Genomic DNA, 25,000 nt, shown 5'->3' on the forward strand with positions numbered 1-25,000 from the left:
CAGAGTCGCTTCGCGAAGGAGGTGGCTCCCTTCATGCTCGTCCGAGACGCCATGAGCACGATGGTCCTCACCATCGGCCCGGCCCATACCCTCCGCCAGGCCGCCCGGCTGATGTCGGCGCGCCGGATCGGAGCAGCCGTCGTCCACGATCCGGACACCTGCGGGCTCGGCATCATCACCGAGCGCGACATCCTCAACGCGGTCGGATCGGGGCAGGACCCCGACGTGGAGACCGCTTCCACCCACACGACGACCGATGTGGTCTTCGCCGCACCCACCTGGACCCTGGAGGAGGCCGCCGAGGCCATGACGCACGGCGGTTTCCGGCATCTGATCGTGCTGGACGGCGACGGACCGGTCGGCATCGTCTCGGTGCGCGACATCATCCGCTGCTGGGCACCGGCCAGGCGCCATCCGGTGGAGCTGGTCGGCTGACGGCCGCGGGCCGTACGGACGAACGGCCGGGCCGCCCACTGACGGAGCGGACTCGCCGAGCCCCGTCACGTCGCCCGGAGGGCTTCGATGAGCGTCGTTGGCCACCGGCTGTACGCCGACGTGGTGCAGGGGATGTGCACCGGCCCGCCCGGTGAGGGAGCGCACACGCAAACGCGGGGTGGGGCAGCGGATTCGCTGCCCCACCCCGCGGGCGTGGCCGGTCTCAGCCGCGCAGGGCCTGCACGGCCGCTTCCAGCCGCTTGCCGAAGTCGCCGTCGGCCTGGCGGAAGTTGTTGATCGCGCGCTCGGCGATGTCGTCGCGCGAGACCTTCGCGATGAACCCGGCGAGGTTGTCGATCAGCCGGCTCTTCTCGTCCTCGGAGTAGAGCCGGTAGAGGTTCCCGGCCTGCACGAAGTCGTTGTCCTCGGCGTGGCTCGGCGCCTCCTGCGTACCCGTGGCGCCCGTGACCGGGGTGGCCTCCCACAGGGGGCGGTCGGTCTGGAACGGCCCGCCGAAGCTGTTCGGCTCGTAGTTCTTCGCGCCCTTGTGACGGCCGTCGTACAGGTACCCGTCACGGCTGTTGGTGCGCGCCTCGGTGGCGTGCGGGCGGTTGACCGGCAGGTGGTCGGCGTTGATACCGACGCGGTAGCGGTGCGCGTCGCCGTACGCGAAGAGGCGGCCCTGGAGCATGTTGTCCGGGGACGGACCGATACCGGGCACGAAGTGCGCGGGGCTGAAGATCGACTGCTCGGTCTCGGCGAAGACGTTCTCCGGGTTCCGGTTGAGCTCCAGCTTTCCTATCTCGATCAGCGGGTAGTCCGCGTGCGGCCACACCTTGGTGAGGTCGAACGGGTTGAAGCGGTAGGTCGCCGCCTCGGCCGCCGGCATGATCTGGACCTGCACGGTCCAGGACGGGAAGTCGCCGCGTTCGATGGACTCGCGCAGATCGCGCTGGTGGCTGTCCGGGTCCTCACCGGCGAGCTTGTTCGCCTCGTCCTGGGTGAGGTTCTTGATCCCCTGGTCGGTCTTGAAGTGGTACTTGACCCAGAAGACCTCGCCGGCCTCGTTGCTCCACTGGTAGGTGTGCGATCCGAACCCGTTCATGTGGCGCAGCGTGGCCGGGATTCCCCGGTCGCCGAAGAGCCAGGTCACCTGGTGGGTGGACTCGGGCGACAGACCCCAGAAGTCCCAGACGTTGTCCGCCTCCTGCGAGCCGGTGTACGGGTCCCGCTTCTGGGTGTGGATGAAGTCGGGGAACTTGATGGCGTCCTTGATGAAGAACACCGGGGTGTTGTTGCCGACGAGGTCGTAGTTGCCGTCCTCGGTGTAGAACTTCAGCGCGAATCCGCGCGGGTCGCGCACCGCGTCGGCCGAGCCGAGGTTGCCGGCGACCGTGGAGAAGCGCAGGAAGGTCTCGGTCTGCTTGCCGACCTCGGAGAGGAACCTTGCACGCGTCCACTGCGAGACGTCACGGGTCAGCGTGAACGTGCCGTACGCGCCGGCGCCCCGGGCGTGCACGACACGCTCCGGAATGCGCTCACGGTTGAAGTGCGCAAGCTTCTCCAGCAGCGACTGGTCCTGCACCAGAACCGGACCGCCGACGCCCGCGGTCTGGCTGTTCTGGTTGTCGGCTACCGGCGCGCCGGCCTCCGTCGTAAGCGGTCCCTGTGTCACGTGCGCCTCCTGCGTCGTTCCTGCACATTCGTCATGCCGTTCGTTCCTGCACATTCGTCATGGCGAGCACAGCCTGTCCCGGCCTATGTCGTATCTGATCCTACAATGGACTAAGTCCAAGTCAAGGTGAGCTCTAAAGCCACACCTGTTCAGAAACCGACTCCCGCCACTGTTAGGCTTGCCCCCATGAGTGACCTGCTGGAACGACTTCGCGGACGCGGCTGGCGCATGACTGCGCAGCGGCGCGTCGTGGCCGAGGTCCTCGACGGGGATCACGTACACCTGACCGCCGACGAGGTGCACGCACGGGCCGTGGCCAAGCTGCCCGAGATCTCCCGCGCCACCGTCTACAACACCCTGGGCGAGATGGTGACCCTCGGCGAGGTCATCGAGGTCTCCACCGACCGCCGGGCCAAGCGCTACGACCCGAACGCGCACCGCCCCCACCACCACCTGGTCTGCGCGAAGTGCGGCGCCATCCGCGACGTGCACCCGGCGGGCGATCCGCTCGCGGACCTGCCGGCCGGCGAGCGCTTCGGCTTCACGGTCTCCGGCGTCGAGATGACATACCGCGGCATCTGCCCGAACTGCGCCGCGGCAGCCTGACCCCGAACAACCCCGCCCCCGCCCTCACCCGACGTACCGGTGAGGGCGTTTTCGTGTGAGCCCGGGCGCCCCGCGACAAGCCCCCGTCCACGCGTTCCCCGCGCACCCCCTTCCCGAATCTGACGGGTCGTCATATCGTCATCGGCGATCACAGCCGCCCCCGCGACGGCTGTGCACCTCGATGTGCACGAGGAGAGACCCGTGGGAGACCCGCACCCGAACCCACCCCCGGCAACCGCGCCACCGACCACCGCCCCCAAACTCCGCGCCCGCGACCTGTCCCGGTCCTTCGGGCGCGGCACCCGGGCCCTGGCAGCCCTCGGCCCCGTCGATCTCGACATCGCGCCCGGCGAGTTCACCTGCATCGTCGGACCGTCCGGCTGCGGCAAGTCCACCCTGCTGAGGATCGCGGCCGGACTCCTGCGCCCCAGCGCCGGTGAGCTGTCCATCCGTACGACGTCGCCCCGCCCGGCCGCGATGATCTTCCAGGACTACGGGATCCACGACTGGAAGACCGTCCTCGCCAACGTCCGCTTCGGCCTCGACATCCAGCGTGTGCCGCGCCGGGTGGCCGACACCAGGGCGCGCGACTGGCTGGCCCGGCTGGGGCTCGCCGACTTCGCGGGCGCCTACCCTGCCGAGCTCTCCGGCGGGATGCGCCAGCGGGTGGCGATCGCCCGCGCACTCGCCGTCGAGCCCGAGATCCTGCTGATGGACGAGCCGTTCGCCGCGCTCGACGCCCAGTTGCGCACGATCATGCAGGACGAACTGCTGGACCTCACCCAGACCACCCGCACCACCACACTGTTCATCACCCACAGCCTGGAGGAGGCGATCGTGCTCGGGGACCGGGTACTGGTGATGTCCGCCAGACCGGGCCGGATCATCGCCGAACACCGGCCGCCGTTCGCCCGGCCGCGCACCGGCGACATCCGCTCGCAGCCCGAGTTCACCGCGCTGAAGAGCGAGTTGTGGGAACTGCTGCGCGGCGAGGTCGGCGGAGAGGCGGCCGCCGTATGAGCACAGCCGTGAAGTCCACGACCGTCGACGAGCAGGTCCTGGTCCGCAGGCCGGGGCCGCAGGAACTCCATCCCGTACGCACCCACCGCAGGCGCCGCACCCTGGAGATCGCGCTCGCCGTCGCCGTACCACTGCTCCTGGTGCTGCTCTGGCAGCTGGCCGCCGCCAGGACCTGGATCGACGACCGCGTCTACCCCGCGCCCTCCACCATCCTCGCGGACGGCTGGGACCGCGCGGCCGAAGGTGATCTGTGGCCCGACGTGTGGGCCACGCTCAAGCGGGTCCTCGGCGGCTACGCGATCGGCACGGTCGCGGGCTACGCCCTCGGGCTGCTGATGGGCTCCCTCGCGCTCGTCCGGGCCGCGCTGGAACCGCTGCTCGACGCCCTCTACGTCGTACCGAAACTGGCGCTGCTGCCGGTCTTCCTCAATATGTTCGGTCTCGGCGAAGGGCCGCAGATCGCCCTGGTCGCCACCACCGTCTTCTTCTTCGTCTGGATCTCGACGATGGCGGCCGTGCTCGCCGTTCCGGCCGGTCACCGGGACGCCGGGCAGGTGTTCGGCGCCTCGCCCTGGCAGATGTTCCGGCACATCCTGCTGCCCGCCTCGCTCCCCGCCGTCCTCGTCGGTGCGCGGATCGCGGCGGGGGTGGCGGTCCTGGTCATCGTCGCCTCGGAGCAGATCGCGGCGGCCGACGGGCTGGGGCACCTGATCTTCGACTCCCGCGCCCTGTTCCAGAACGACGTGATGTTCGTCGGCATCGTCTGCGTGGCGGTGCTCGGCGTCGTCTTCTCCGAAGTGGTGCGGATCGCGGGCCGGCTGCTCACCCCGTGGGCCCCGCGCGACCGCGGCCGCAGTCAGTCGTGAACGGATCCACCCGCTCCCCTTACGGAGGCACTGTGCGTACACGTACCCCCTTCACCCGCACCGTCGTGTTCGTGGCGGCTTCCCTGCTCGGCGCGGCAGGCTGCGCCGGAACCGACTCGTCGGACGGCGCCGACGCCTCGGACGCCGCACCCCGCACGGTCAAGCCCGTCGCCGGCTGCGGCGCCGGCAGCTGGACCGACCCCTCTGACCTCGCACCCGACCGCAAGCCCGCCCGCTGCGGCAAGGGCGCGCCGGCCGCCCAGCCGCTCGCGAAGAAGCGGAAGATCACCGTCGCCACCGGCACCCTCAGCGCGGAGTACGTTGCTCCTCTTCAGGTCGCGGTCGCCAAGGGCGAGTTCGAGAAGGAGGGCCTCGACGTCTCCCTGAAGGTGCTCCCCACCCCGGACGCCCTGCCCCTGCTTGCCAAGGGGGACGTCGACGCGCAGTGGGCGGCGCCCGAGGCCGCCGTGATGAACGGCATCAACGGCGGCTTCGCCATCAAGTGGGTCGCGGGCAACTTCTCCCCCGACCCGAGCTCGAAGAGCGGTCTCTGGGTGCGCCTCAAGGACGGCGAGAGCGCCGATCACGTGGACATGGCGGGGCGGAAGCTCGGCACGATGATCGGCAAGGGCTCGGTGATCGCGTACCCGATGGACACCTCGCTGAAGAAGCACGGCGGCGGGCTCGACAAGATCAGTTTCCAGCAGCTCGGCTCCGCGGACGTGCTCACCGCCCTGCAGAACGGCGGCGTCGACTCCGCCTGGCTGCTCGACCCGATCTGGCGGAAGGTGGACGGCGACAAGAAGTACGCCTTCCTCGGCGGCCAGCCGGTGGGAGAACCGCTCGGCGGACTGCTCTTCGGGCCCAACCTGCTGAACAAGGACCCCGACGCGGGCGTCGCCTTCCTCCGGGCCTACATCCGCACGGTGAACACCTACTTCACCGACGACTACAAGTCCGATCCCGCCTTCGTCGCCGAACTGGCCGGACTGATGAAGACCGACGAGGCCACCCTGACGTCGACACCTTCGATGCGGATGGACTGGGAGATCCGGAAGGGCACGACGGACCGGTTGCAGAAAGCGTATGCCGACTCGGGCGTCTCGGAGGGCACTCCGGTGCCGGAGGACAAGGCTGTGGACCGGGCGATGTACGGGGAGGCGGTGGGCCACAAGCCCTGAGCGGGGCCGCCCCGTGCCGTGCACGCACAGAGGGCCGGCATACACAGAGGGCCGGATCCTTTTACAGGATCCGGCCCTCTGTCTTCAGTAGCGGGGACAGGATTTGAACCTGCGACCTCTGGGTTATGAGCCCAGCGAGCTACCGAGCTGCTCCACCCCGCGTCGTTGTGATCCCCACAGTACGTCACGCCCTGGACCAGCGCAAATCCCTTTTCCGGGGCCTCCCGGCCCCGGAACCGGGCACCCCGCAGCCCGCCCCGCACTCGCTACGCGGTCAGCTCCTGGTGCAGCGCTTCGCGCAGCCGCGCGGCCCGCTCCGAGACCTCCGCGGGCCCCAGCTCGACGGCCCGCGCACACCACCGCTGCCCCTCGGTGAGCTCACCGCGGCGCGCGGCCAGCAGGGCCAGGCGCAGGGCGGCCCGCCCGTGCCCGTCATCGGCGGCGCGGCTCCACCACAGCGCGGCCTCGCGCTCGCTGCCCTCCCGGGCCAGCAGCAGTCCGAGGTTGAAGGCCCCGTTGCGGCTGCCCGCCTCGGCGGCCTCCCGGTACCAACGGCCGGCACTCTCCACGTCTCCCCGGGCCGCGGCGAGCATGCCGACGCGCACCTGGGCGCGGCGGTGCCCTTGCTCGGCGGCGCGCTCGTACCACTCCTCGCACTCGGTCTTGTCCGGCATGGGCTCGCCGAGCACGGGCGGGCCGGGCGGCGGCTGGCGCGCGTCCAGCAGCCCGGCCAGCCGGAAGGCGGCCTCCGGACTGCCGCCGCCCGCCGCGCAGCGCAGATGGCGCTCGGCCTCGCGCTCATGGCCGTGGTGCAGCAGCGCCATGCCGACCTGGAGCGCCGCCTCGGTGTGGCCGGCCGCCGCGGCACGCTCGTACCAGAGCAGGGCCGTACGGTCCTCGTCCCGCCCGGCGTGCAGGATGCCGAGGTTGAAGGCGGCGTCGACGCTGCCCGCCTCGGCGGCCTTGGAGAACCAGGGCTCCGCACCCGTCGCGTCGCCCGCCTGGAGCAGGAGCACGGCCAGTGCGTTGGCGGCCTCGCGGTGACCCGCGTAGGCGGCGCGCCGGTACCACTGCTCAGCCTGCGGCGTACGGTCCTGGGCCGCGCAGAGCAGCCCGAGGTTGTACGCGCCGTTGACGTCGCCCGCGTCCATCGCCGCGCGGTACCAGCGCTCGGCGGTCTGCTGCTCGCCCCGGGCCGCGTGCAGCGCGCCGAGTGCGTTGGCGGCGTTGCCGTCGCCGTCCTGGGCGGCGCGCAGCCACCACACGGCGGCGCTCTCCTGGTCGCCCGCGTCGCGCAGCAGGAAGCCGAGCGCGCAGGCGGCCCGCGCCTCGCCGGCCTTGGCTGCGATGAGGTACCAGCGACCGGCCTCCTTGAGCTCGCCGCGCTGTTCGAGGATGGCTCCGAGATGCAGAGCGGCACGCCGGTGTCCGCGGGCGGCGGACTGCCGGTACCACTGCTCGGCCTCGCCCATGCGTCCCGCGTCGGGGCCCGCGACCGGGCTGTCGTCCTTGCGCACGGCGGCCCTGCGCGCTCCGGCGCGCGTCTCGGACTCGGGTCCGGTACGGGGCCCGAGGCCGGGACGGCCGAACGCGTCGTGCGCATCGTCCGTCGCGTTGCGCTCCAGCATCCGCGCCAGCCGGTACGCCGCCTCGCGGTGGCCCTGCTCGGCCGCTGCGCGCAGCCAGCGCTCTGCGCCCACGTCGCTGCGGTGTTCGAGCAGGTCGGCCAGGGCGTACGCCCCCAGCGCGTGGCCCTGCTCGGCGGACTGGCGCAGCCAGTATTCGGCTCCGGGCTCGTCACCGCGCTCGCGGTAGTGGCGCCCGAGTGCGTGCGCGGCCGCGGCGGAGCCGGCGACGGCCGCGATCCGCCACCAGCCGGCCGCCTCGTCCGCGTAGCCGCGCTGGTGCAGGAGGACACCCAGGTTGTTGGCCGCGGCGCGGTCGCCGTCGGCGGTGGCCGCGCGCAGATAGGCCTCGGCACCGCTCAGGTCGCCCCGGCGCAGCAGCAGCGCGCCGAGAACGCTCATCGACGCCGTGTCCCCGGCGTCGGCGGCACGGCGGTGGCGCGCCTCGCTCTCGGCGTTGTCCGCGCTCGCCGCGGTCTCCGCACTCTCGGCGTTCTCCACGCCGTCGGCGGTCTCTGCGGTCTCTGCACTCTCGACGGTCGCGGCACACTCCGCAGTCTCGGCGGTCTCGATGTGGTCGTTGTACTGCGCGGCGGCAGCGGCAAATGCCACATCCGCCATTCTTTCCGCCGGATGGACGCGTTGCTGCACAAACCGCCCTGTCTCCAACAGAGTTGCCCTGTCCCCCATAAATACCATCGTCGCACCACCCGCAACCCGCGTACACCTGGTATATCGCGGCCAGTGAGGTCACTTCAGCGTTTTGTCGACATGCCCACAGAGAGACAAGTCAAACACGCTCGTGCCCAACTCACGCTCCATGAACCGCACTTCACGCAGACTGCACAAAAAAGCCACCACGACATGACGAAGGCCCGGATCCCCTGGAGGATCCGGGCCTTCGTTTTTCAGTAGCGGGGACAGGATTTGAACCTGCGACCTCTGGGTTATGAGCCCAGCGAGCTACCGAGCTGCTCCACCCCGCGTCGTTGTGTTCAAACCGTACCACGACGCGAGGGTGGAGCTTTACCGAGTTACTCAGCCACCGCTGTCGGCACTGGCCGACGCCGCCGGCTTCTTCGCTTCGTCCGCCGTGCTCGGACTGCCGGACTTGGGCTGGGCCGCGGCTGCCCGCTCCAGCGCGTCCTGCAGTTCCTCCTGGGCCTTGCCGTAGGCGGTCCAGTCCTGTTCCTTCAGGGCCGTCTCACCTGCCGTGTAGGCCTTCTGCGCATCGGCGATCGCCTTCTTCAGCGCGGCGTCGCCGGTGGCCGGCGGCTCCGTGGTGTCACCCGGTGGCTCGGTCGTATCGGCCGGTGGCTCGGTCGTGTCGGAACCCTCCACCCCGAAGACCGCGTTGAGCGCCTCCCCGAGGCTGTTCTCGAAGACGATCTTCGATCCGTACGAGGCGGCGACCTTGCGCAGCAGCGGATAGTTCTGCGTGCCACCGCGTGTGTACACCGGCTCGATGTAGAGGAACCCGCCTTCGAGCGGCACCGTGAGCAGGTTGCCGTACTCGATGTCGGAGTCGGTGCCCTTGAGGTTTCTCACGAACTCGGCGACGTCGTCGTTGCCGTTGAGCTCACTCTGTACCTGGCCCGGGCCCTTCACCGTGGTGGTGACTCTCAGCAGTCTTATCGTGCCGTAGTCCTTGCTGGCCGCATCGGCGTCGACCGCCATGAACGCCCCGAGGTCGGGTCGCCCCTTGGGGGTGAACGTCGTCGTCAGCGAGAACTTCTGAGCCGCCTGATCCGGCATCTTTATGCTCAGGTAGTACGGCGGGACGGCGCCGGACTCCTTGTTGGTCGGATCGTCCGGGACCTGCCACGCGTCACTGCCGCTGTAGAACTGCGCGGGGCTCGTGACGTGGTAGCGGGTGAGCAGTTCACGCTGCACCTTGAACAGGTCCTGCGGGTAGCGCAGGTGGTCCATGAGGTCCTGCGGAATGTCCGCCTTGGGCTCCACGGTCCCCGGGAACGCCTTGCGCCAGGTCTTGAGGACCGGGTCCTCGGTGTCCCACTCGTACAGCGTGACCTTGCCGTCGTACGCGTCGACGGTGGCCTTCACCGAGTTGCGGATGTAGTTGACCTGGTTCTGCTGGGCGACGACCGCGCGCTGGTTGGTGGTCAGCGAGTCGGCCGTAGTGTCACCGAGCGTCGTACGCGAGGCGTACGGGTAGCCGTTGGTCGTGGTGTAAGCGTCGACGACCCACTGGATCTTTCCGCCGACCACGGCCGGGTAGGCGTCGCCGTCGATGGTCAGCCAGGGGGCGACCGCCTCGACGCGCTCCTTGGGCGTGCGGTTGTACAGGATCCGCGAACCGTCGCCGATGGCTCCCGAGTACAGGATCTGCGGCTCGCTGAAAGCCACCGCGTAGGCCGCGCGGTTGAACGCGCTGGAGAGACTGACGCCGCTCTTGCCCTTGTAGCTGGTGGTCTTCTCGCCGTCCTCCTCGTAGTCGAGCTCCTTCTGGGGCCCGCCGACGATGGAGTACTGCTCGGTCTTCTCGCCGTAGTAGATCTCCTGCTGGTACTTGCCCAGCTCTCCGGTGGTCGGCAGACCGGACTCGATGAAGTCGGGAGACCCCTTCGGGTTGGTACCCGTGGTGGTGCCCAGGGCTGCGATCGCGCCGTAACCGTGGGTGTAGGTGAAGTGGTCGTTGATCCAGTTGCGCTTGGGGATGCCCTGGAGGTTGAGCTCGCGCAGACCGATGACCGTGTCCTGCTCCTTGCCGCTCTCGTCCTTGTAGCGGTCGACGTCCAGCGTCTTGGGGAACTGGTAGTAGTTCCTCTTCTGCTGGAGCTGCTGGAAGGCCGGGGAGACGACGTTGGGGTCCATCACCCGGTAGCTGGCCGCGGCGTCGGCGCTGGCACGGAGCTTCGTGTCGTCGTCCGTGGTGGACTTGCCCGCGTAGTCGGTGACCTTCGCGTCATCGATGTCGTAGGCGTCCCGCGTGGCCTTGATGTTCTTCTGGATGAACGGGGCTTCCTTGGCCTGCTCGTTCGGCTGGACCTGGAACTTCTGCACGATCGCCGGGTAGAGCCCGCCGATCAGGATCGCGGAGAGGACCATCAGCCCGAACCCGATCACCGGAAGCTGCCAGGTGCGGCGCCAGAGCGTCGCGAAGAACAGCACGGCGCAGATCGCTGCGATGCAGAACAGGATGGTCTTCGCCGGCAGGTAGGCGTTGGCGTCTACGTACCGCAGGCCCGTCCAGTTGTCCGTGGCCTTGAAGTCGCTCGACTTCACGGCCAGACCGTAACGGTCGAGCCAGTACGCCACGGCCTTCAGCGCGACGAAGATGCCGAGCAGCACCGAGAGATGGCCGGTGGCCGCACCCGTCGCCCGCGCGCCGGGGCTGGTGATGCGCAGCCCGCCGTACAGGTAGTGGGTCAGCGCGGCGGCGATCAGCGAGAGCACGGTCGCCGCGAAGCCGAATCCCAGCAGGAAGCGGTACCACGGCAGGTCGAAGGCGTAGAAGGACACGTCCAGGTGGAACTGGGGGTCCTTCTGACCGAACGACACCCCGTTCACGTACATCAGCCAGGTACGCCACTGGCCGGAGGCGGACGCTCCGGCGATCAGACCGACGAGCGCGGTGATCGCGAGCAGCACCCACTTCTTGTACGGGGCGAGACTCATCCGGTAGCGGTCCAGGCTCTGCTGCTCCAGCGACATCGCGCTCAGCGGCGGCCGGAGCCGGTGCGCGAGCCAGATGTTCACGCCGATGGCGAGGGCCATCAGCAGTCCGAAGACGAGGAACAACCCGATCTTGGTCCACAGAGTGGTGGTGAAGACGGATGAGAACCCGACCGACCTGTACCAGAGCCAGTCCGTCCAGAACCCGGAGAACATGACGAACGCCATGGCGAGGATCGCCAGGACGCCGAGTGTCATGAGCAGGGTTCGGGCGCGCCGGGACGGGCGGCCGACTCTGATCCGTGGCCCGGTCGGGCCTCCGCCGCGGTCCGGCATCTGGAAAGCCAACGTGCGCACCTCGAAGTTCGCGGTCGTGTGGAGCGGGCCCAGCGATCGTAGAGCCCACCTATGCAACTTACTGAGGCTTTACCTAGTTCCCGCTCCCGGGGCGGAAGGAGGCAGGATGTTGTCCATGCCCAACGTTTCCCCCTCAGGCCCTCCGATGGCCGCGAGCCCTCTCACCGTCGCCGTGCTCGAAATCGACGAGTACATCTCCGGCCTCGGCTGGGACCAGCCCGCCCGGCTCTTCGCCCTCGTCGACACCGCGCGGCTGCGGGTCCAGGAGCCCGGACTCGCCGCCCAGCTCGGCCTCGACGACGGCGGCTCGACGACCGCCGCACTCACCCCTATCGAGCAGGAGGAGCTTCCCGCAGGTACCGCACTGGACGAGTTCCTCGCCACGATCGCCTGGCCCGACGCGGTCGTCGGGTGCGCGATGACGGTCGAGCGGCTGATGCTGCCGCCGTCCGCCGAGGCCTCCGTACCGGAGGGTCTCAACGACACCCAGCTGACCAAGTGGGTGGCCAAGCACCCCGACCGGCAGGAGGTGCGGATGACCGTGGCGGTCCTTCGGGACGGCGCCCGCGAGTCGGCCGTACGCCTGCGGGAGAAGGACTCGCCCAACGACGTGCTCACCGGCGCCGGCCTGGTGCCGGGGCTGGCCGAGGCTCTGGCCGCGACCTTCGAGTCCTGACCACGCCGTCCCGCCCCGTCGGGGGCGCGGTCAGCCTGCCGAGCAGCTCGGCAGTGCGGCCGCGTCCCCGGTGCGGATCTTCTCCAGCGACTTCTTGGCGTCGTCGATGGTCTTGACCTTCACCAGCGTGAGCCCGTCCGGGGTGTCGGAGGCGGCCGCCTCGCAGTTGTCGTCGGGGGTCAGGAAGTAGCGTGCGCCGGCGTTGCGCGCGCCGACCAGCTTCATGTTGATCCCGCCGATGGGCCCGACCTTGCCCTTGTCGTCGATCGTGCCGGTGCCGGCGATGAACTTTCCGCCCGTCAGCTGGCCCGGGGTCAGCTTGTCGACGATGCCGAGGGAGAACATCAGACCGGCGCTGGGGCCGCCCACGTCGGCGAGCTTGATGTCGATCTCGAACGGGAAGGTGTGGTCCGTCCCCGCCTGGATGCCGACGATCGCCCGGTTCTCCTTGGGTGCCTTCTCGGTGACGATGGTGATCTTCTCGGTGCCCTCGGGCTCCTTGCCGGCCTTCTCGGCCGCTGCTGCGGTCTTGGCCGGGATGACCGTGAACGTGACGTCCTGGCCGGGCTTGTGCTTGGTGACGAGCTTCGCCACGTCCTCGGGCTGCTTGACCGCGGTGCCGTCGACGGCCTTGATCACGTCGCCGGCGTGCAGCTTGCCCTGCGAGGGACTGTCCTTGAGGACGGTGGAGACCACGACCCGTGACGACACCGGGATCCCCAGCTCGGTGAGGGCCGCGACCTTGGCGCTCTCCTGGGACTGGCTGAACTCCTCGGCGTTCTCCTGCGTCGACTGTTCCTCGGTCTTGCCGTCCGGGTACAGCGTGTCGTGCGGCACGACCACACTGTCGTGGCCCAGCCATCCGGAGACGGCCTCGACGAGGTTCATGTGGTAGTCGGCGCCGGTGACCCTGACCGTCGTCATGTTGAGATTGCCGGTGGTCTCGTACGTCTTGTGCCCGGTGATCTGCAGGACGGGCGCACCGTCCACCTCGCCGAGTGTGTTCACGGTCGGCCCGGGAGACATCTCCGAGTACGGCACTTTGATCAGCACGCCTGCGCAGAGCAGCGCGATCAGGATCAGGGTGGAGGCGAGCATCGTCGCGGTGCGGCGTGGCATGGAACGACAGTACGGGAAGGGCCTGTCAGTGCACCGCCGGGGCCGGTCCGTACGTGGGCCGCGGCCGGGGGCGGCGAGGGATCCAGGCAGCACCAGCGACTACGGCCACGGAATGCTGATTGGCGACTGCGTACGGCCGGTGTGGCCTCAGACGTTCGATACCTGCTCGGCCGGTTCGGAAGTGGAGTGCGAACGCTCCATCGCCTCACGGAACCGGGCGTAGCCGGCGAGCTCGGTGACGTCGCCGGTCGTGCGATTGCGGGCGGCCCAGCTCCCCCATATCGCAGCACCGAGCGCAGCGAAAAGCGGAATCAACAACCAGGCGAGTGCTGCCATGACGACCTCCCTGCCCCATGAGCGACCGCAACCGAATGATCAGCAGATTAACCATCTGCAGAACCAACGCTCATGGCAGGGGTGTGGTTACGCAAATCGGGGTGGATATCCGCCCGGACGGTTTGCGCTCAGCAAGCGCCGACCCACTCCTCCGTACCGTCGGAGAAACGCTGGTGCTTCCAGATCGGAACCTCGTGCTTGAGGTCGTCGATGAGCTTGCGGCAGGCCTCGAAGGCCTCCGCGCGGTGCGGGCAGGAGACCGCGACCACCACTGCGAGATCGCCCACCTCCAGTTCACCCACACGGTGGACAGCGGCCAGTGCGCGGACCGGGAACCCCGCCACGACCTTCTCCGCCACCCGGCGCATCTCGTCCTGCGCCGAGGGGTGGCACGAATAGCCCAGCGCACCGACGTCCTGGCCGCCGTCGTGGTTGCGCACGGTGCCGACGAAGAGCGCGATGCCGCCGGCCGCTTCGTCACCGACGGCGCGGAAGACCTCGTCCACGGACAGGGGTGTGTCGCGGATCTCCAGCAGCCGGATGGGGTCCTGTGCCGCCTGCTCGCCGGGGTGGTCGTACGTGGGTGCCATGGCGACCATCGTGCCGTACCGCTCCGGCATCGCGGAATACGGCTTTCACCCGGCGGGGCGCCGGGCGCCTTGGAGCCTCCTACAGCCGCCGGCCCCGGAGCCACCCGCGTGGCGGGTGCCCACCGGAAGGCGCCGGGCCTGTCCGGCCACCGGACGGGCCGCGGGCCTGCCCGGCGCCCTAGAAGCGGCGGCGGGCCTTGCGTGCGCGGCGTACCAGGGCGGCGGTGCCGAGCAGCGCCACGGTGGCTCCGGCGGCACCGGCCGCGGTCGCGTCCTTACGGCCGAGCCGGCGGCCTGCGACGGTGTGGCGTCCCTCGACCTCTTCGAGGAGCGCGGCGAGCACCTCCTCGTTGGTCCAGCTCGGGCGCCACCCCACATCGTGCAGCCTGCTCACGCTCACCACCCAGGGATGCATCGTGTACGCCAGGTCGCCCGCCGGCGACGGGGTCAGGCCGATCCGGTGCAGCCGGGCAGCCGCGCCGAGCGCGACGGCCGAGGGCAGCTCCATCCGGCGGACGCCGCTGAGCTCCTCGACCTCCGCCTGTTCGAGCCAGCCGTCGCAGCCGACCGCGAACTCCCCGTCGATCTTCTCCAGCGCGGCGTACTCCAGCGCCGTGACCAGGTCGTCGACGTGGCAGAACTGCCAGGTGGGGCGCGATCCGGCGACAACCAGGAGGCGCGGCGACTCGAAGTAGCGGGTCAGCGCCGTGTCCGTACCGCCGACGAGCACGGTGGGACGGACCACGGTGACATGGAGTCCGGGGTGGGCGCGGGGTGCGCGGCGGCCGAGCCGTTCGATCTCCAGCAGGTCGCCGACGCCGGTCGCCTCGGCCGTGGCGCGCAGCTCGGCGTCCTCGGCGAGCGGGACGTCGTTGTCGGGCAGTGCGCCGTAGACCATCGCCGAGGTGCACAGGACGACGCGGTGCACGCCGACGGCCGCGGCCGCCGTCAGCACGGTCTGGGTGCCGCGCACGTTGTACGCGGTGCGGGCGGCGGGGTCGGTCTCCAGGTCGAGATCGAGCGCCAGGTGCACCACCACGTCGGCGCCGCGCAGCTTCTCCGCGATGGCGGGGTCGCGCACGTCGAGGATGTGCCACGTCGCCTCGGAGACCTCTCCGCGGCGCTCGTCGATGGCGATGACCTGCTTGATCTCCTCGGAGGCCGCCAGGCGTGCGGTGAGCAGCTCACCGACACCCGTCGCGGCTCCGGTGACGGCCACGACGGGGCCGCGGCTTCTGGAGCCGTTGCGGACGGGCTTGTTCTCGGGCTTGTTCTCAGGCTTGTTCTCAGGCGATGGGTCGGCCAGGTTTCGCGCTGCGCGAACCTGAGGATCTGGGGAACTCACCGGGCGTCTCCAGCGGTTGTCTTCAGTACGTACCCGAATGACGCGTACGTACCAGGTGGCGTCCATCCTGCCGCAGGCCGGGAGCAGGCGGAGCACTGAGGCCCCGAGCGGACTTGGTGTCTACGCTGGATGGTGATGTCGGGCAGTCGCCGTCGGTTCGAGCCGGCGGCCCTACGAGCCGAGGAAACCCGTGAGTGACACCCCATTCGGATTCGGCCTTCCGCCGGAGGAGCCGGACGACGGCGACAAGGGCAAGAAGAACGACCCCACCGGAGGTGGGCAGGGTTCGGGCGGTCCGGCGAACCCGCTCGGCTTCGGCCCCGGCGCGGGCGGTGACAACCCCTTCGCCGCCATGTTCGGCTCCATGAACCCGAACGACCTGGGCGCCGCCTTCCAGCAGCTCGGCCAGATGCTGAGCTACGAGGGCGGTCCCGTGAACTGGGACATGGCCAAGCAGATCGCCCGCCAGACCGTCTCGCAGGGCACCCCGGACGGCACCAAGGACGCGAGCGTCGGCCCGTCCGAGCGTGCCGCGGTCGACGAGGCGCTGCGCCTGGCGGACCTCTGGCTGGACGGCGTGACGTCACTGCCGTCCGGTTCCGTCTCCACCGTGGCGTGGAGCCGTGCGGAGTGGGTCGAGGCGTCCCTTCCCGCCTGGCAGAAGCTGGTCGACCCGGTGGCCGAGCGTGTCGGCCTCGCCATGGGTGATGTGCTGCCCGAGGAGATGCAGGCCATGGCGGGCCCGCTGATCGGCATGATGCGGTCGATGGGCGGCGCGATGTTCGGCCAGCAGATCGGGCAGGCCGTCGGCGTGCTCGCCGGTGAGGTGGTCGGTTCGACCGACATCGGGCTGCCGCTCGGGCCGGCCGGCAAGGCCGCGCTGCTTCCGCTGAACGTCGAGCGGTTCGGCAAGGACCTGAGCGTGCCGCAGGACGAGGTGCGGCTGTACCTGGCCCTGCGCGAGTCCGCTCACCAGCGGCTCTTCGCCCATGTGCCGTGGCTGCGCTCGCATCTGTTCGGTGCGGTCGAGGGCTATGCGCGCGGCATCAAGGTCGACACCAGCAAGCTGGAGGACGTGGTCGGCCAGTTCGACCCGTCACAGCCGGAGCAGCTGCAGGACGCCCTTCAGCAGGGCATGTTCCAGCCGGAGGACACCCCGGAGCAGAAGGCGGCCCTGGCCCGCCTGGAGACGGCGCTCGCGCTGGTCGAGGGCTGGGTGGACGCCGTGGTCCACGAGGCCGCGAAGGCCCGGCTGACCTCGGCCGACGCGCTGCGCGAGACGATGCGCAGGCGCCGCGCCTCCGGCGGTCCCGCCGAGCAGACGTTCGCCACGCTCATCGGGCTCCAGCTGCGGCCGCGACGGCTGCGCGACGCCTCGCGGCTGTGGGCCTCGCTCACGGACGCGCGGGGTCTCGACGGCCGTGACGCGCTGTGGGAGCACCCCGACATGCTGCCCACCGCCCATGATCTGGACGATCCGGACGGTTTCGTCCACCACGAGCAGCTGGACTTCTCCGAGCTGGACAAGATGCTCGGCGAGGCGGCGAACGGGCCTCAGAAACCCGCTCCCGGCGCCGACGGTGCGGCCGAGGACGGGCCCGAGGACAGCGAAGGCAAGGACGACACCGACAAGTGAGTCTCCGCGACGACGCCGTCCTCGTACTGAAGAACTACCGGAACGGGCCGGACAGGACGGACCTGTCCGACGACGCCCGGCCGGACAGCGCCCAGGAGGAGCTGCGCAGCGCCTATCTGGACCATCTGGCACTGCATCCGGACGGCATGTGGAAGGCCTGTGGGGCCGGGCATCTGACGGCCAGCGCCCTGGTCATCGACCCGGAGCGCGGAAAGGTGCTGCTCACCCTGCACCGCAAGCTGCAGATGTGGCTGCAGATGGGCGGCCACTGCGAGCCGGGCGACGCCACGCTCGCAGCCGCGGCGCTGCGTGAGGCGACGGAGGAGTCCGGCATCGTCGGCCTGACCCTGCTGCCGGGCGGCCCGGTGGTCCTGGACCGCCATCCGATCCCCGCTCCGTGCCACTGGCACCTGGATGTCCAGTACGCGGCGCTGGCGCCGTCGGGGTCCACGGAGCGGATCAGTGACGAGTCGCTCGATCTGCGCTGGTTCGCGTACGACGAGGTCGCCGGGGTCGCCGACTCCTCGGTGGTCCGTCTGCTGGAACGTACGCGCGCGGCCCTGGACGGCGGCCCGCGGTAGGAAACACGACGGCAACGGTAAGGGGCGGTCTCCTGGGAGGCCGCCCCTTACCGTTCTCCGTCCACTCCGCCGTGCCCCTCACACCCCTCGTACGCAGAGGTGGTGGCGCGCTGCTCAGTTCCAGGCGTTGTTCTGGTTCTGGGAGGCGGCCCCCTGCTGTCCCACGCCGTACTGGGCGCGCAGACCCTGGCCGATCTGGGCGCTCTGCGGGGGCAGCACCTCGCTCGGCTGAACGAGGGCGAAGCCCTGGCCGAGGAAGCTGAGCTCCCAGCCCTCGCCCGTGTTGCCACGCCGCCGGAAGACGCCCGAGGAGTGCGTCTGGGCCTGCATCTGCACCCGCAGGGAGCTGGACCATGCGACGATCGCGTCGGCGTCGGCGTTGACGTACTTGTCGGGCGTGACCTGCATCATCAGCGGCTGGCCGGAGGTCATCAGCGCGACCTTGCCGGTGCCGGAGATGTTGAGCTGGTACTTGCCGGTGCCCGAGATGCCGTACTGGCTGTCCACCGCGATGACCTCGGTGTGGAGGGACGAGTCGAGCGCCAGGACATAGGCGCTGTCCACCGTCAGACCGTCGCGGTCGACGTCCACCACGTGAACGTACTGCGCGAGGTTGGCGAGGTAGACCGTGCCCTGCCCGGAGCAGCGCATCAGGTCGAGGCCCTCACCGGTGGTGGCGCGGGCGCGGCGCTGTCCGTGCGACTGGTACTCGCCGTCGAACTCCATCAGCCCCTGGTACGCGACCATGGCCCCCTTGCGGGCGAGGACGTCGTCGTGGCCCGTCAGCGAGACCCGCAGGAGCTGCGGGTTCTGCACCGTGTAGCGCTCCTGGGACTGCTGTTCCGTGTAGCTGAAAAGCGGACTCTGCATGGTGTGTTCTCCCTCCCCGTCAGTTCCGGACGCGCAGGCGGTCGGTACTGTCCTCGCTCGGCTGGACGACCACGATCCCCTGGCCTGAGAAGGCCATCTGGAACGCCTCGCCGCTGCCCCGCCCGATGAGCGAGGAGGCCTTGAAGCTGCGCTTGCCCTTCACCTTGAGGTTCGGGGACCACGCCACGAGGGCGTCGGGGTCGACGTACGTCTCGTCCTCGCCGCGTCCGCAGTCGACGACGATCGGCGTGCCTCGCGAGGTGATCGCGACCCAGCCGGTGCCGGAGATGCAGACGTTCCACAGTCCCTGGCCGGCGAACTTGGCCAGCCCCTTGACCCTTTCGACGCCCCAGGTGAGGTGGCCGTCGAAGGCGAGGACGTTGGTGCCGTTGACCGAGAGGGAGTCGTTGTTGAGATTGACGACGACCACGTCGGCGCCGTAGTCGGCGAGGTAGAGCAGCCCGTCGCCGGCACACTTCATCAGGGGTGCGCCCTCGCCGGTGATCCACTGCGAGGCGATCTGGCGGACGGCCGGCGGGTTGGGCTCGTACTGGATGAAGCCCTCGTACGCCACCATCGAGCCGGTGCGCGCGTAGAGGTCCTGGCCGGTCGCCATGGCGACCTTCAGCATCGAATGGCCGTGGTTCTCCATCCGGGCCGTGACGGGGGTCGGGGCGTAGCCCGCGAGTTGCTGATTCATGACGGGCTCCCTCAGACCTCGTAGGGCTGGACGACGATGAAGTTGCCGGGGGCGCCCCGGAACTGGAGGTTCACGGTCTCTCCGCTGTGTCCGGGGTAGGCGTTGCGCCGCAGCCGGACCTGGCTGGAGATGATCACCTGGGACGCGGCCGACCACGCCACGACGGCGTTGCAGTCGGCAAAGGTGGTCGGGGTGACCGGCAGAACGACGGGGACACCGTGGGTCTTGACGACGATGGTGCCGGTGCCCTGGAACTGCATGGTGAACAGGGCACCGCCGGGGATGCCGTGGCCCTCGATCCTGCGGACCTCGTACTGCAGCGACTCGTCGAAGGCGAGGACGCTCTCCGCGGAGACGCAGATGCCGTCACCCTGGAGCTCGATGGCGTGCAGGTGGGAGCCGTCCTCGGCGAGGAAGACCTGTCCGCGGCCGGTACAGCGCATCAGCTGCATTTCCTGACCGGTGGCGTTGCCGACCATCCGGCCCGCGAAGCCGGCGCCCTTGTAGCCGAAGTCGACCTTGCCCTGGTACATCACCATGCTGCCCTGCCGGGCCAGCACTCCGGCCCCGCCCATGGTGAGGTCGACGCGCATGAGCTGCTGGTTCTGCGGGGTCCAGCGCTGACCGGTGGCCGTCTCCTTGTACGGCTGGAGCGCGGCCAGCAGGCCGGCCCCGGCCTGCGGCACACCCTGCGGCACCCCTTGAGGCATTCCGGGGGGCTGCTGCCCGAACGGAACCGGGGCCTGCTGCCCGTAGGGCGCGGGGGCCTGCTGCCCGAAGGGGGCGGGCGCCTGGGCCGGGACCTGCCCGAACTGCGGCTGCTGGGGCGGCTGCCCCGGCTGCCCGTACGGAGCGGGCGCGGGCGGCGGCGGAACGCTGCCGCCCTGCGGGGCCAGCGGCGCCGCTATGGTCGGCGCGGCATGCATCTGCTGTTGCTGCGGCGAGGGTGCCGGCGCCTGAGCAGCCGGTGCGCCGAAGGACGGCGCGGGCTGCGGGGCCTGCGGCGCGGCCGGGGCTCCGAACGAGGGCGGAGGCGCAGAAGCCTGGGCAGGCGGAGCGAACGACGGGGCCGCGGCCTGGGGCTGGGGAGCGGCCGGGGCCTCTTCGGCCACCTCGCCGCCGAAGTTCTTCAGCAGCGCGTCGAGCCCGCCGTCGAAGCCCTGGCCGACAGCGGCGAACCGCCAGACGTCCTTGAGGTAGAAGTCACCCAGCATCACCGCACGCTCAGTGGTGAACTCCGAGCCGGTGAAGGCGTACCTGACGACTTCTTCGCCGCCCGCGACGATCCGGATGTAACCGGGGCCGACCTGCGACATCTGTCCGGCGCCGTCCAGCGTCGCGGTGAAGGACAGCTTGTGGATGTTGGCCGGAATGCGGTCCAGAGTCACACGGAACGACTCCGTGTCACCTGCCTGCGTGCCGAGGAGCTGAATGGACTCCTCGGGCGATTTCGGCTGATTGAAGAAGATGAAATAACGGTCGTCGGAGAGCTGCTCATTGACATCGAGGCCGAAGCAACTGATGTCAAAAGTCAGCCCCGGGCCGGCGATCTGCACACCTACGTACAGGTCCGTCCCCGGCGTGAGATCGCTGATCTTGGCCTTGTGGCCGCGTTGGAATTCCCTGGCCATGCGTAACGACCGTCCCCCATCCGGAAGGTGAATGCGTCGCGTCAGGCTAACCGCAAACTCCGGCATTGGGCCAAGCCGGTACAGACCCGGTACAAAATCGCGAACGTCACTCACCGCGCGCGGCGGGCAGGTGGGGCAGCCGGTCGGCCGCCACCACCCCTTCGAGATAGCCACGGGCCCTCTCGGTGCGGGGGTAGGCGTCGAGGAGCCGCCAGAACCGCGGTCCGTGACCGGGCACCAGGAGGTGGGCCAGCTCATGGACGAGCACATAGTCGACGACGTACTCCGGCATGCCCTGCAGCCGGTGCGAGAGGCGGATGCTGCCCTCGGCCGGGGTGCACGATCCCCAACGGGTGTTCTGGTTGGTCACCCACCGCACCGAGACGGGCCGGGCCCGGCCATCGAAATACTGGGCCGCCAGACGCTCCGCCCGTTCGGCGAGTTCACTGTCGCCGAGGATCCGCTTGTTCTCCTGAGCGGCGAGCTTGTCGAGCATCACGCTCACCCAGCGCTGCTCCTCGGCCTCGGACATCCGGGCCGGAATCAGCACGATCGTGCGGTCGCCCTCGCGGTAGGCGGAGACCGTTCTGCTGCGGCGGGCGCTCCTGCGGACCTCGACCGCGCTCGTCGCCGAGGCACGGGTCGGATGGTCGGCCGCACTGCGCCGGCGGGTTCCGGCGCCGCGCGCGGAAGTCTCCCCGGCGAAGCCGGGTGACGAGTCGGCGGGCACGCCACGACGTTACCCGCTGTCAGTAGGGGAAGTCCCGCCTCCGGGACGGTTCACACATGATCGACCCCATGGCTTGCACCATTTGAACGACTAATACCCCCGCCTGTGGATAACTTTTCGCACCGTTCCGCGCCTCGCCTCATTCTGGCAATGGATCTCACACAGCCACACAGACCGGGGGAAGCCGTGCATCCGATGTTGAAGCCCGCACTGCGCCGCGCATGGCGCGGCAGCGGCACCGTGCAATTCGGCGTGACGCCCGCGCATGCCGTCAAGGTCGGCCCGATGGATATCGCGACGGGCTGTTTCCTGGAACTCCTCGACGGAACGCGCGGGATGTCCCTGCTGCGCGAAGAAGCCAGGGCCCTGGACCTGAATGATCATCAAGTGGACACGCTCGTGGCGCGGTTGATGGATGCGGGACTCATCGACGACGTGCGGGCGGGCGGTCCGGAGGCCGATGCGTTGAGGAACCGGGGGGACACGCTGGAGCGCCACCGGCCCGACCTGGCATCACTCTCCGTCGTCCATCCCGAGCCGGGAGGAGGGATGCGCCGGCTCGCGGCCCGCCGCTCCATGCGTGTCCAGGTGCGGGGAGCCGGCCGCGTCGGTGCGGCAATCGCGGCGGTGCTCTCCGGGTCCGGGGTGGGCCGGGTCGAGGTCCTCGACGGCGGATGCGCCGAGCCGTGCGACGTGTCGCCCGGGGGCCTGCCGGCCTCGGCGGTCGGCGAGCGCCGGGACTCGGCGGCGCGGCAGCTCGTCCGTCGCTCCTCCCCCGGTCCTGCGCCCCGGGCCGTGCAGACGGCGGCCGGGTGCGCGAGCGGTGAGCCCGGTCTGTCCCTGATCGTCGTCGCCCCTCGCGACGGCCTGTCCGTCTACGTTCCCGACGCGGGCACCGCCGAGCCGTGGATCGCGTCGGGCACACCCCATCTCTATGCCGGGGTCATCGAGGCAACCGGGTTCGTGGGACCGCTGGTGCTGCCCGGAGGCACGGCCTGTGCGGGCTGCCTCGATCTGCACCGGCGGGACCGGGACCCGCAGTGGCCGCGGATGCTGGCTCAGTGGCAGTCGGGGCGGCGCACTGCCGTGCAGGCGTGCGACCTGGGACTCGCGACGGCGGTGGCAGGGCTTGCGGCCTCCCATGCGCTCGCCTTCCTCGACGGCGAACTGCCGACCAGCACCGGGGCCCGCTGGGAGGCCGCACTGCCGCTGTTGGACTGGCGGTCCGAGCAGATCGGGGCGCACATCGACTGTTCCTGTGGAGCGGGTGGGCAGACTGAAGGGGTGCGCACCTCCGAGGCCGGCACCGCGCACGACACAATGGCCGGGTAACCGCCGCACGCAGCGCGGCAGTCTGGGATTTGGAGGGGCATATGTCTGATCTTCCCCGGAAGGCGGTCACCCGAACCGCCAAGCTGGCCGCGCTGCCTTTGGGGTTCGCCGGCCGTGCCACGTGGGGGCTGGGAAAGCGCATCGGCGGGAAGTCCGCGGAGCTGGTCGCCCGCGAAGTCCAACAGCGCACCGCCGATCAGCTCTTCAAGGTGCTGGGCGAGCTGAAGGGCGGGGCCATGAAGCTCGGACAGGCCCTGTCGGTCTTCGAGTCCGCCCTGCCGGAGGAGGTCGCAGGTCCCTACCGCGCGGCCCTGACGAAACTCCAGGAAGCCGCCCCTCCTCTGCCGAGCGCCACGGTCCACGCAGTGCTGACGGAACGGCTCGGCGAGGACTGGCGGGAGCTGTTCCTGGAATTCGAGGACAAGCCGTCGGCCGCCGCCTCGATCGGGCAGGTGCACCGGGCCGTGTGGCACGACGGCCGTGACGTCGCCGTGAAGGTGCAGTACCCGGGCGCCGGTAAGGCACTGCTCTCGGATCTCACCCAGCTCAGCCGGTTCGCCCGGCTGCTCGGCCCGCTGATCCCCGGCATGGACATCAAGCCTCTCATCACGGAGCTGCGCGACCGGGTATCCGAGGAACTGGACTACGAACAGGAAGCGCAGTCGCAGCGGGCACACGCCGAGGAGTTCGCGGACGATCCCGATGTCGTGGTCCCCGGTGTGGTCCACCAGTCCGATCAGGTGCTGGTCACCGAGTGGATCGACGGTGTGCCGCTGGCCGATGTCATCGCCGACGGGACCCCCGAGCAGCGGGACAGGGCCGGGCAGCTGCTGGCCAGGTTCCTGTTCTCCGGCCCCGCGCGCACCGGGCTGCTGCACGCGGACCCGCACCCGGGCAATTTCCGGCTGCTGCCCGCGGCCCCGCCCTTCACGAAGAGCGAGGAGGGTGATCAGGCCGACGCCGGGGATGACGGGCCGGCTCAGTGGCGCCTGGGGGTACTGGACTTCGGCACGGTGGACCGGCTGCCGGGCGGGCTGCCCCGGACCATCGGGGACTCCTTGCGGCTGACGCTCCAGGGGGACGCGGACTCCGTGTACGAGCTGCTGCGAGAAGAAGGGTTCGTCAAGGACTCGATCGACCTCGAGCCGGACGCGGTCCTCGACTACCTCCTCCCGATCATCGAACCGGCCGAGGTCGACGAGTTCACCTTCAGCCGGACCTGGATGCGCAATCAGGCCGCCCGCATAGCGGACCCGCGTTCTCCCGCGCATCAGCTGGGCAAGCAGCTGAATCTGCCGCCCGCCTACCTGCTGATACACCGGGTGACGTTGAGCACGATCGGGGTGCTGTGCCAGCTCGGCGCCACGGTCCGGCTGCGCGAGGAACTGGAGTCCTGGCTCCCGGGGTTCCTGCCTCAGGACGAAGAGGGACGTGCCGAGGAGGACTGGGCCGAGGAGGATCCGAACGAGTTCGAGGCGGCGGAGGAAACCACCGCGGGGGCCGCAGCCGTCGCGGAGGTCAAGTAGCGGCTCTCCGGCCTGGCACGACGGTGGGTGGCACGGCCTGGTGCGACAGTGGATGGCCCGGCCTGTCGCCACCGGGCGGTCACCACCAGGCGGAGTCGAGGCGGCCCTCGATGGCCCTGATGTGAGTGCGCGCGCACTCGTCGCAGTAATAGCGGCGGCTGCAGTTCTCGACGGAACAGAGCCAGGTCGGCGGCGCGTTCTCGCTCTCGGCGCGAGTGCCGCACAGGGCGCATACGACGTTCTCGGTGCCACCCGCTACGGGGCCATGTGTCTGCTCGTCCACCTCGTGACGATAACTCCGCCACCGCTTTCCGGCGCGGCACGGCAACGCGGCACCGGCCCTTCATACAGCCGCGCCCGCCGCCCGGCCGCGGCCAGGACGACGGGCACGGCACGGCACGGCACGGCACGGCACGGACACGACCGCCCGCACGAGTGCGGACACGACACGGGCACGGCACGGACACGACCGCGGGGGCGGGGCGATGGGGACGCGCGCGGGGGTGAAGGGGGGAGGCAAACGGTGT

The 25,000-nt window shown here is 70.0% G+C and carries 22 protein-coding genes and 2 tRNA genes; 10 read left to right on the forward strand and 14 right to left on the reverse strand.

The window, feature by feature from the left end:
- Positions 1-33 precede the first annotated feature (33 nt).
- Complete coding sequence (locus ABT025_RS27385; protein WP_350999831.1) at positions 34-435, forward strand: CBS domain-containing protein; 402 nt, start codon at positions 34-36, stop codon at positions 433-435.
- 223 nt (positions 436-658) lie between these two features.
- Here the strand turns inward: ABT025_RS27385 and ABT025_RS27390 are convergent, their stop codons facing one another.
- On the reverse strand, positions 659-2,164 hold the full coding sequence (locus tag ABT025_RS27390) for a catalase (protein WP_350999834.1): 1,506 nt from the start codon (positions 2,162-2,164) through the stop codon (positions 659-661).
- Positions 2,165-2,296: 132 nt separating this feature from the next.
- On the opposite strand from ABT025_RS27390, the gene ABT025_RS27395 reads away from it, so the two are divergent.
- The 4 genes from ABT025_RS27395 to ABT025_RS27410 all read left to right on the forward strand — a co-directional run bounded on the left by ABT025_RS27395 (position 2,297) and on the right by ABT025_RS27410 (position 5,783).
- The gene (locus tag ABT025_RS27395; RefSeq protein WP_350999837.1) at positions 2,297-2,716 is read left to right on the forward strand and encodes a Fur family transcriptional regulator; all 420 of its coding nucleotides are present in this window, start codon (positions 2,297-2,299) and stop codon (positions 2,714-2,716) included.
- 201 nt (positions 2,717-2,917) lie between these two features.
- Positions 2,918-3,736, forward strand: coding sequence for an ABC transporter ATP-binding protein (locus ABT025_RS27400; RefSeq protein ID WP_350999840.1), 819 nt, complete (start codon positions 2,918-2,920; stop codon positions 3,734-3,736).
- On the forward strand, positions 3,733-4,602 hold the full coding sequence (locus tag ABT025_RS27405; RefSeq protein ID WP_350999843.1) for an ABC transporter permease: 870 nt from the start codon (positions 3,733-3,735) through the stop codon (positions 4,600-4,602). Before ABT025_RS27400 ends, ABT025_RS27405 begins: the two co-directional genes overlap by 4 nt.
- A 32-nt stretch (positions 4,603-4,634) precedes the next feature.
- Positions 4,635-5,783 (forward strand): ABC transporter substrate-binding protein, encoded by a 1,149-nt coding sequence (locus tag ABT025_RS27410; protein WP_350999846.1) that lies wholly within the window; start codon positions 4,635-4,637, stop codon positions 5,781-5,783.
- 88 nt (positions 5,784-5,871) lie between these two features.
- Here ABT025_RS27410 and ABT025_RS27415 read toward each other — a convergent pair.
- The 4 genes from ABT025_RS27415 to ABT025_RS27430 form a co-directional block, all read right to left on the reverse strand.
- A tRNA-Met gene (locus ABT025_RS27415) sits at positions 5,872-5,945 on the reverse strand.
- 104 nt (positions 5,946-6,049) lie between these two features.
- On the reverse strand, positions 6,050-8,107 hold the full coding sequence (locus tag ABT025_RS27420) for a tetratricopeptide repeat protein (protein WP_350999848.1): 2,058 nt from the start codon (positions 8,105-8,107) through the stop codon (positions 6,050-6,052).
- Between the two features lie 213 nt (positions 8,108-8,320).
- Positions 8,321-8,394 (reverse strand) — tRNA-Met (locus ABT025_RS27425).
- A gap of 52 nt (positions 8,395-8,446) precedes the next feature.
- Positions 8,447-11,380: a UPF0182 family membrane protein gene (locus tag ABT025_RS27430; RefSeq protein ID WP_350999900.1), complete on the reverse strand. Its 2,934-nt coding sequence runs from the start codon at positions 11,378-11,380 to the stop codon at positions 8,447-8,449.
- 127 nt (positions 11,381-11,507) lie between these two features.
- Between ABT025_RS27430 and ABT025_RS27435 the strand changes: the two genes are divergently transcribed.
- On the forward strand, positions 11,508-12,077 hold the full coding sequence (locus ABT025_RS27435) for a PPA1309 family protein (protein ID WP_350999851.1): 570 nt from the start codon (positions 11,508-11,510) through the stop codon (positions 12,075-12,077).
- A 30-nt stretch (positions 12,078-12,107) separates the two neighbouring features.
- Here the strand turns inward: ABT025_RS27435 and ABT025_RS27440 are convergent, their stop codons facing one another.
- The 4 genes from ABT025_RS27440 to ABT025_RS27455 form a co-directional block, all read right to left on the reverse strand.
- A complete protein-coding gene (locus ABT025_RS27440) occupies positions 12,108-13,196 on the reverse strand; it encodes a YlbL family protein (protein WP_350999853.1) in 1,089 nt (362 codons plus the stop codon).
- Between the two features lie 147 nt (positions 13,197-13,343).
- Positions 13,344-13,532: a hypothetical protein gene (locus tag ABT025_RS27445; protein ID WP_350999855.1), complete on the reverse strand. Its 189-nt coding sequence runs from the start codon at positions 13,530-13,532 to the stop codon at positions 13,344-13,346.
- A 128-nt stretch (positions 13,533-13,660) separates the two neighbouring features.
- Entirely contained in the window at positions 13,661-14,122 is a 462-nt protein-coding gene (locus tag ABT025_RS27450; protein ID WP_350999857.1) for a molybdenum cofactor biosynthesis protein MoaE, read from the reverse strand.
- 178 nt (positions 14,123-14,300) lie between these two features.
- Positions 14,301-15,467, reverse strand: coding sequence for an SDR family oxidoreductase (locus ABT025_RS27455; protein WP_350999860.1), 1,167 nt, complete (start codon positions 15,465-15,467; stop codon positions 14,301-14,303).
- A 190-nt stretch (positions 15,468-15,657) separates the two neighbouring features.
- Between ABT025_RS27455 and ABT025_RS27460 the strand changes: the two genes are divergently transcribed.
- Both ABT025_RS27460 and ABT025_RS27465 read left to right on the forward strand, forming a co-directional pair.
- Positions 15,658-17,103, forward strand: coding sequence for a zinc-dependent metalloprotease (locus ABT025_RS27460; RefSeq protein ID WP_350999863.1), 1,446 nt, complete (start codon positions 15,658-15,660; stop codon positions 17,101-17,103).
- Complete coding sequence (locus ABT025_RS27465; protein WP_350999866.1) at positions 17,100-17,684, forward strand: NUDIX hydrolase; 585 nt, start codon at positions 17,100-17,102, stop codon at positions 17,682-17,684. The genes ABT025_RS27460 and ABT025_RS27465 overlap by 4 nt, the downstream gene beginning before the upstream one ends.
- Before the next feature lie 114 nt (positions 17,685-17,798).
- Here ABT025_RS27465 and ABT025_RS27470 read toward each other — a convergent pair whose 3' ends face one another.
- The 4 genes from ABT025_RS27470 to ABT025_RS27485 form a co-directional block, all read right to left on the reverse strand.
- Positions 17,799-18,554, reverse strand: coding sequence for an AIM24 family protein (locus ABT025_RS27470; protein WP_350999871.1), 756 nt, complete (start codon positions 18,552-18,554; stop codon positions 17,799-17,801).
- A gap of 19 nt (positions 18,555-18,573) precedes the next feature.
- Positions 18,574-19,254 carry an AIM24 family protein gene (locus ABT025_RS27475; RefSeq protein ID WP_250967767.1) on the reverse strand — a complete coding sequence of 227 codons (681 nt, stop codon included), beginning with the start codon at positions 19,252-19,254 and terminating at the stop codon, positions 18,574-18,576.
- A gap of 11 nt (positions 19,255-19,265) precedes the next feature.
- Entirely contained in the window at positions 19,266-20,885 is a 1,620-nt protein-coding gene (locus ABT025_RS27480; RefSeq protein ID WP_350999878.1) for a TerD family protein, read from the reverse strand.
- 106 nt (positions 20,886-20,991) lie between these two features.
- The gene (locus ABT025_RS27485; protein ID WP_350999881.1) at positions 20,992-21,615 is read right to left on the reverse strand and encodes a M48 metallopeptidase family protein; all 624 of its coding nucleotides are present in this window, start codon (positions 21,613-21,615) and stop codon (positions 20,992-20,994) included.
- A 186-nt stretch (positions 21,616-21,801) separates the two neighbouring features.
- Here ABT025_RS27485 and ABT025_RS27490 point away from each other — a divergent pair, with 186 nt between their 5' ends.
- Together ABT025_RS27490 and ABT025_RS27495 are read left to right on the forward strand one after the other, a co-directional pair.
- The gene (locus ABT025_RS27490) at positions 21,802-22,947 is read left to right on the forward strand and encodes a ThiF family adenylyltransferase (RefSeq protein ID WP_350999884.1); all 1,146 of its coding nucleotides are present in this window, start codon (positions 21,802-21,804) and stop codon (positions 22,945-22,947) included.
- Between the two features lie 41 nt (positions 22,948-22,988).
- Positions 22,989-24,473, forward strand: coding sequence for an ABC1 kinase family protein (locus ABT025_RS27495; protein WP_350999891.1), 1,485 nt, complete (start codon positions 22,989-22,991; stop codon positions 24,471-24,473).
- Between the two features lie 79 nt (positions 24,474-24,552).
- Here the strand turns inward: ABT025_RS27495 and ABT025_RS27500 are convergent, their stop codons facing one another.
- Entirely contained in the window at positions 24,553-24,756 is a 204-nt protein-coding gene (locus ABT025_RS27500) for a hypothetical protein (RefSeq protein WP_350999894.1), read from the reverse strand.
- Between the last annotated feature and the right edge of the window lie 244 nt (positions 24,757-25,000).

It is taken from the genome of Streptomyces sp. NPDC002809, assembly GCF_040295435.1.
In the GTDB taxonomy this organism is placed as follows: Bacteria; Actinomycetota; Actinomycetes; order Streptomycetales; family Streptomycetaceae; genus Streptomyces.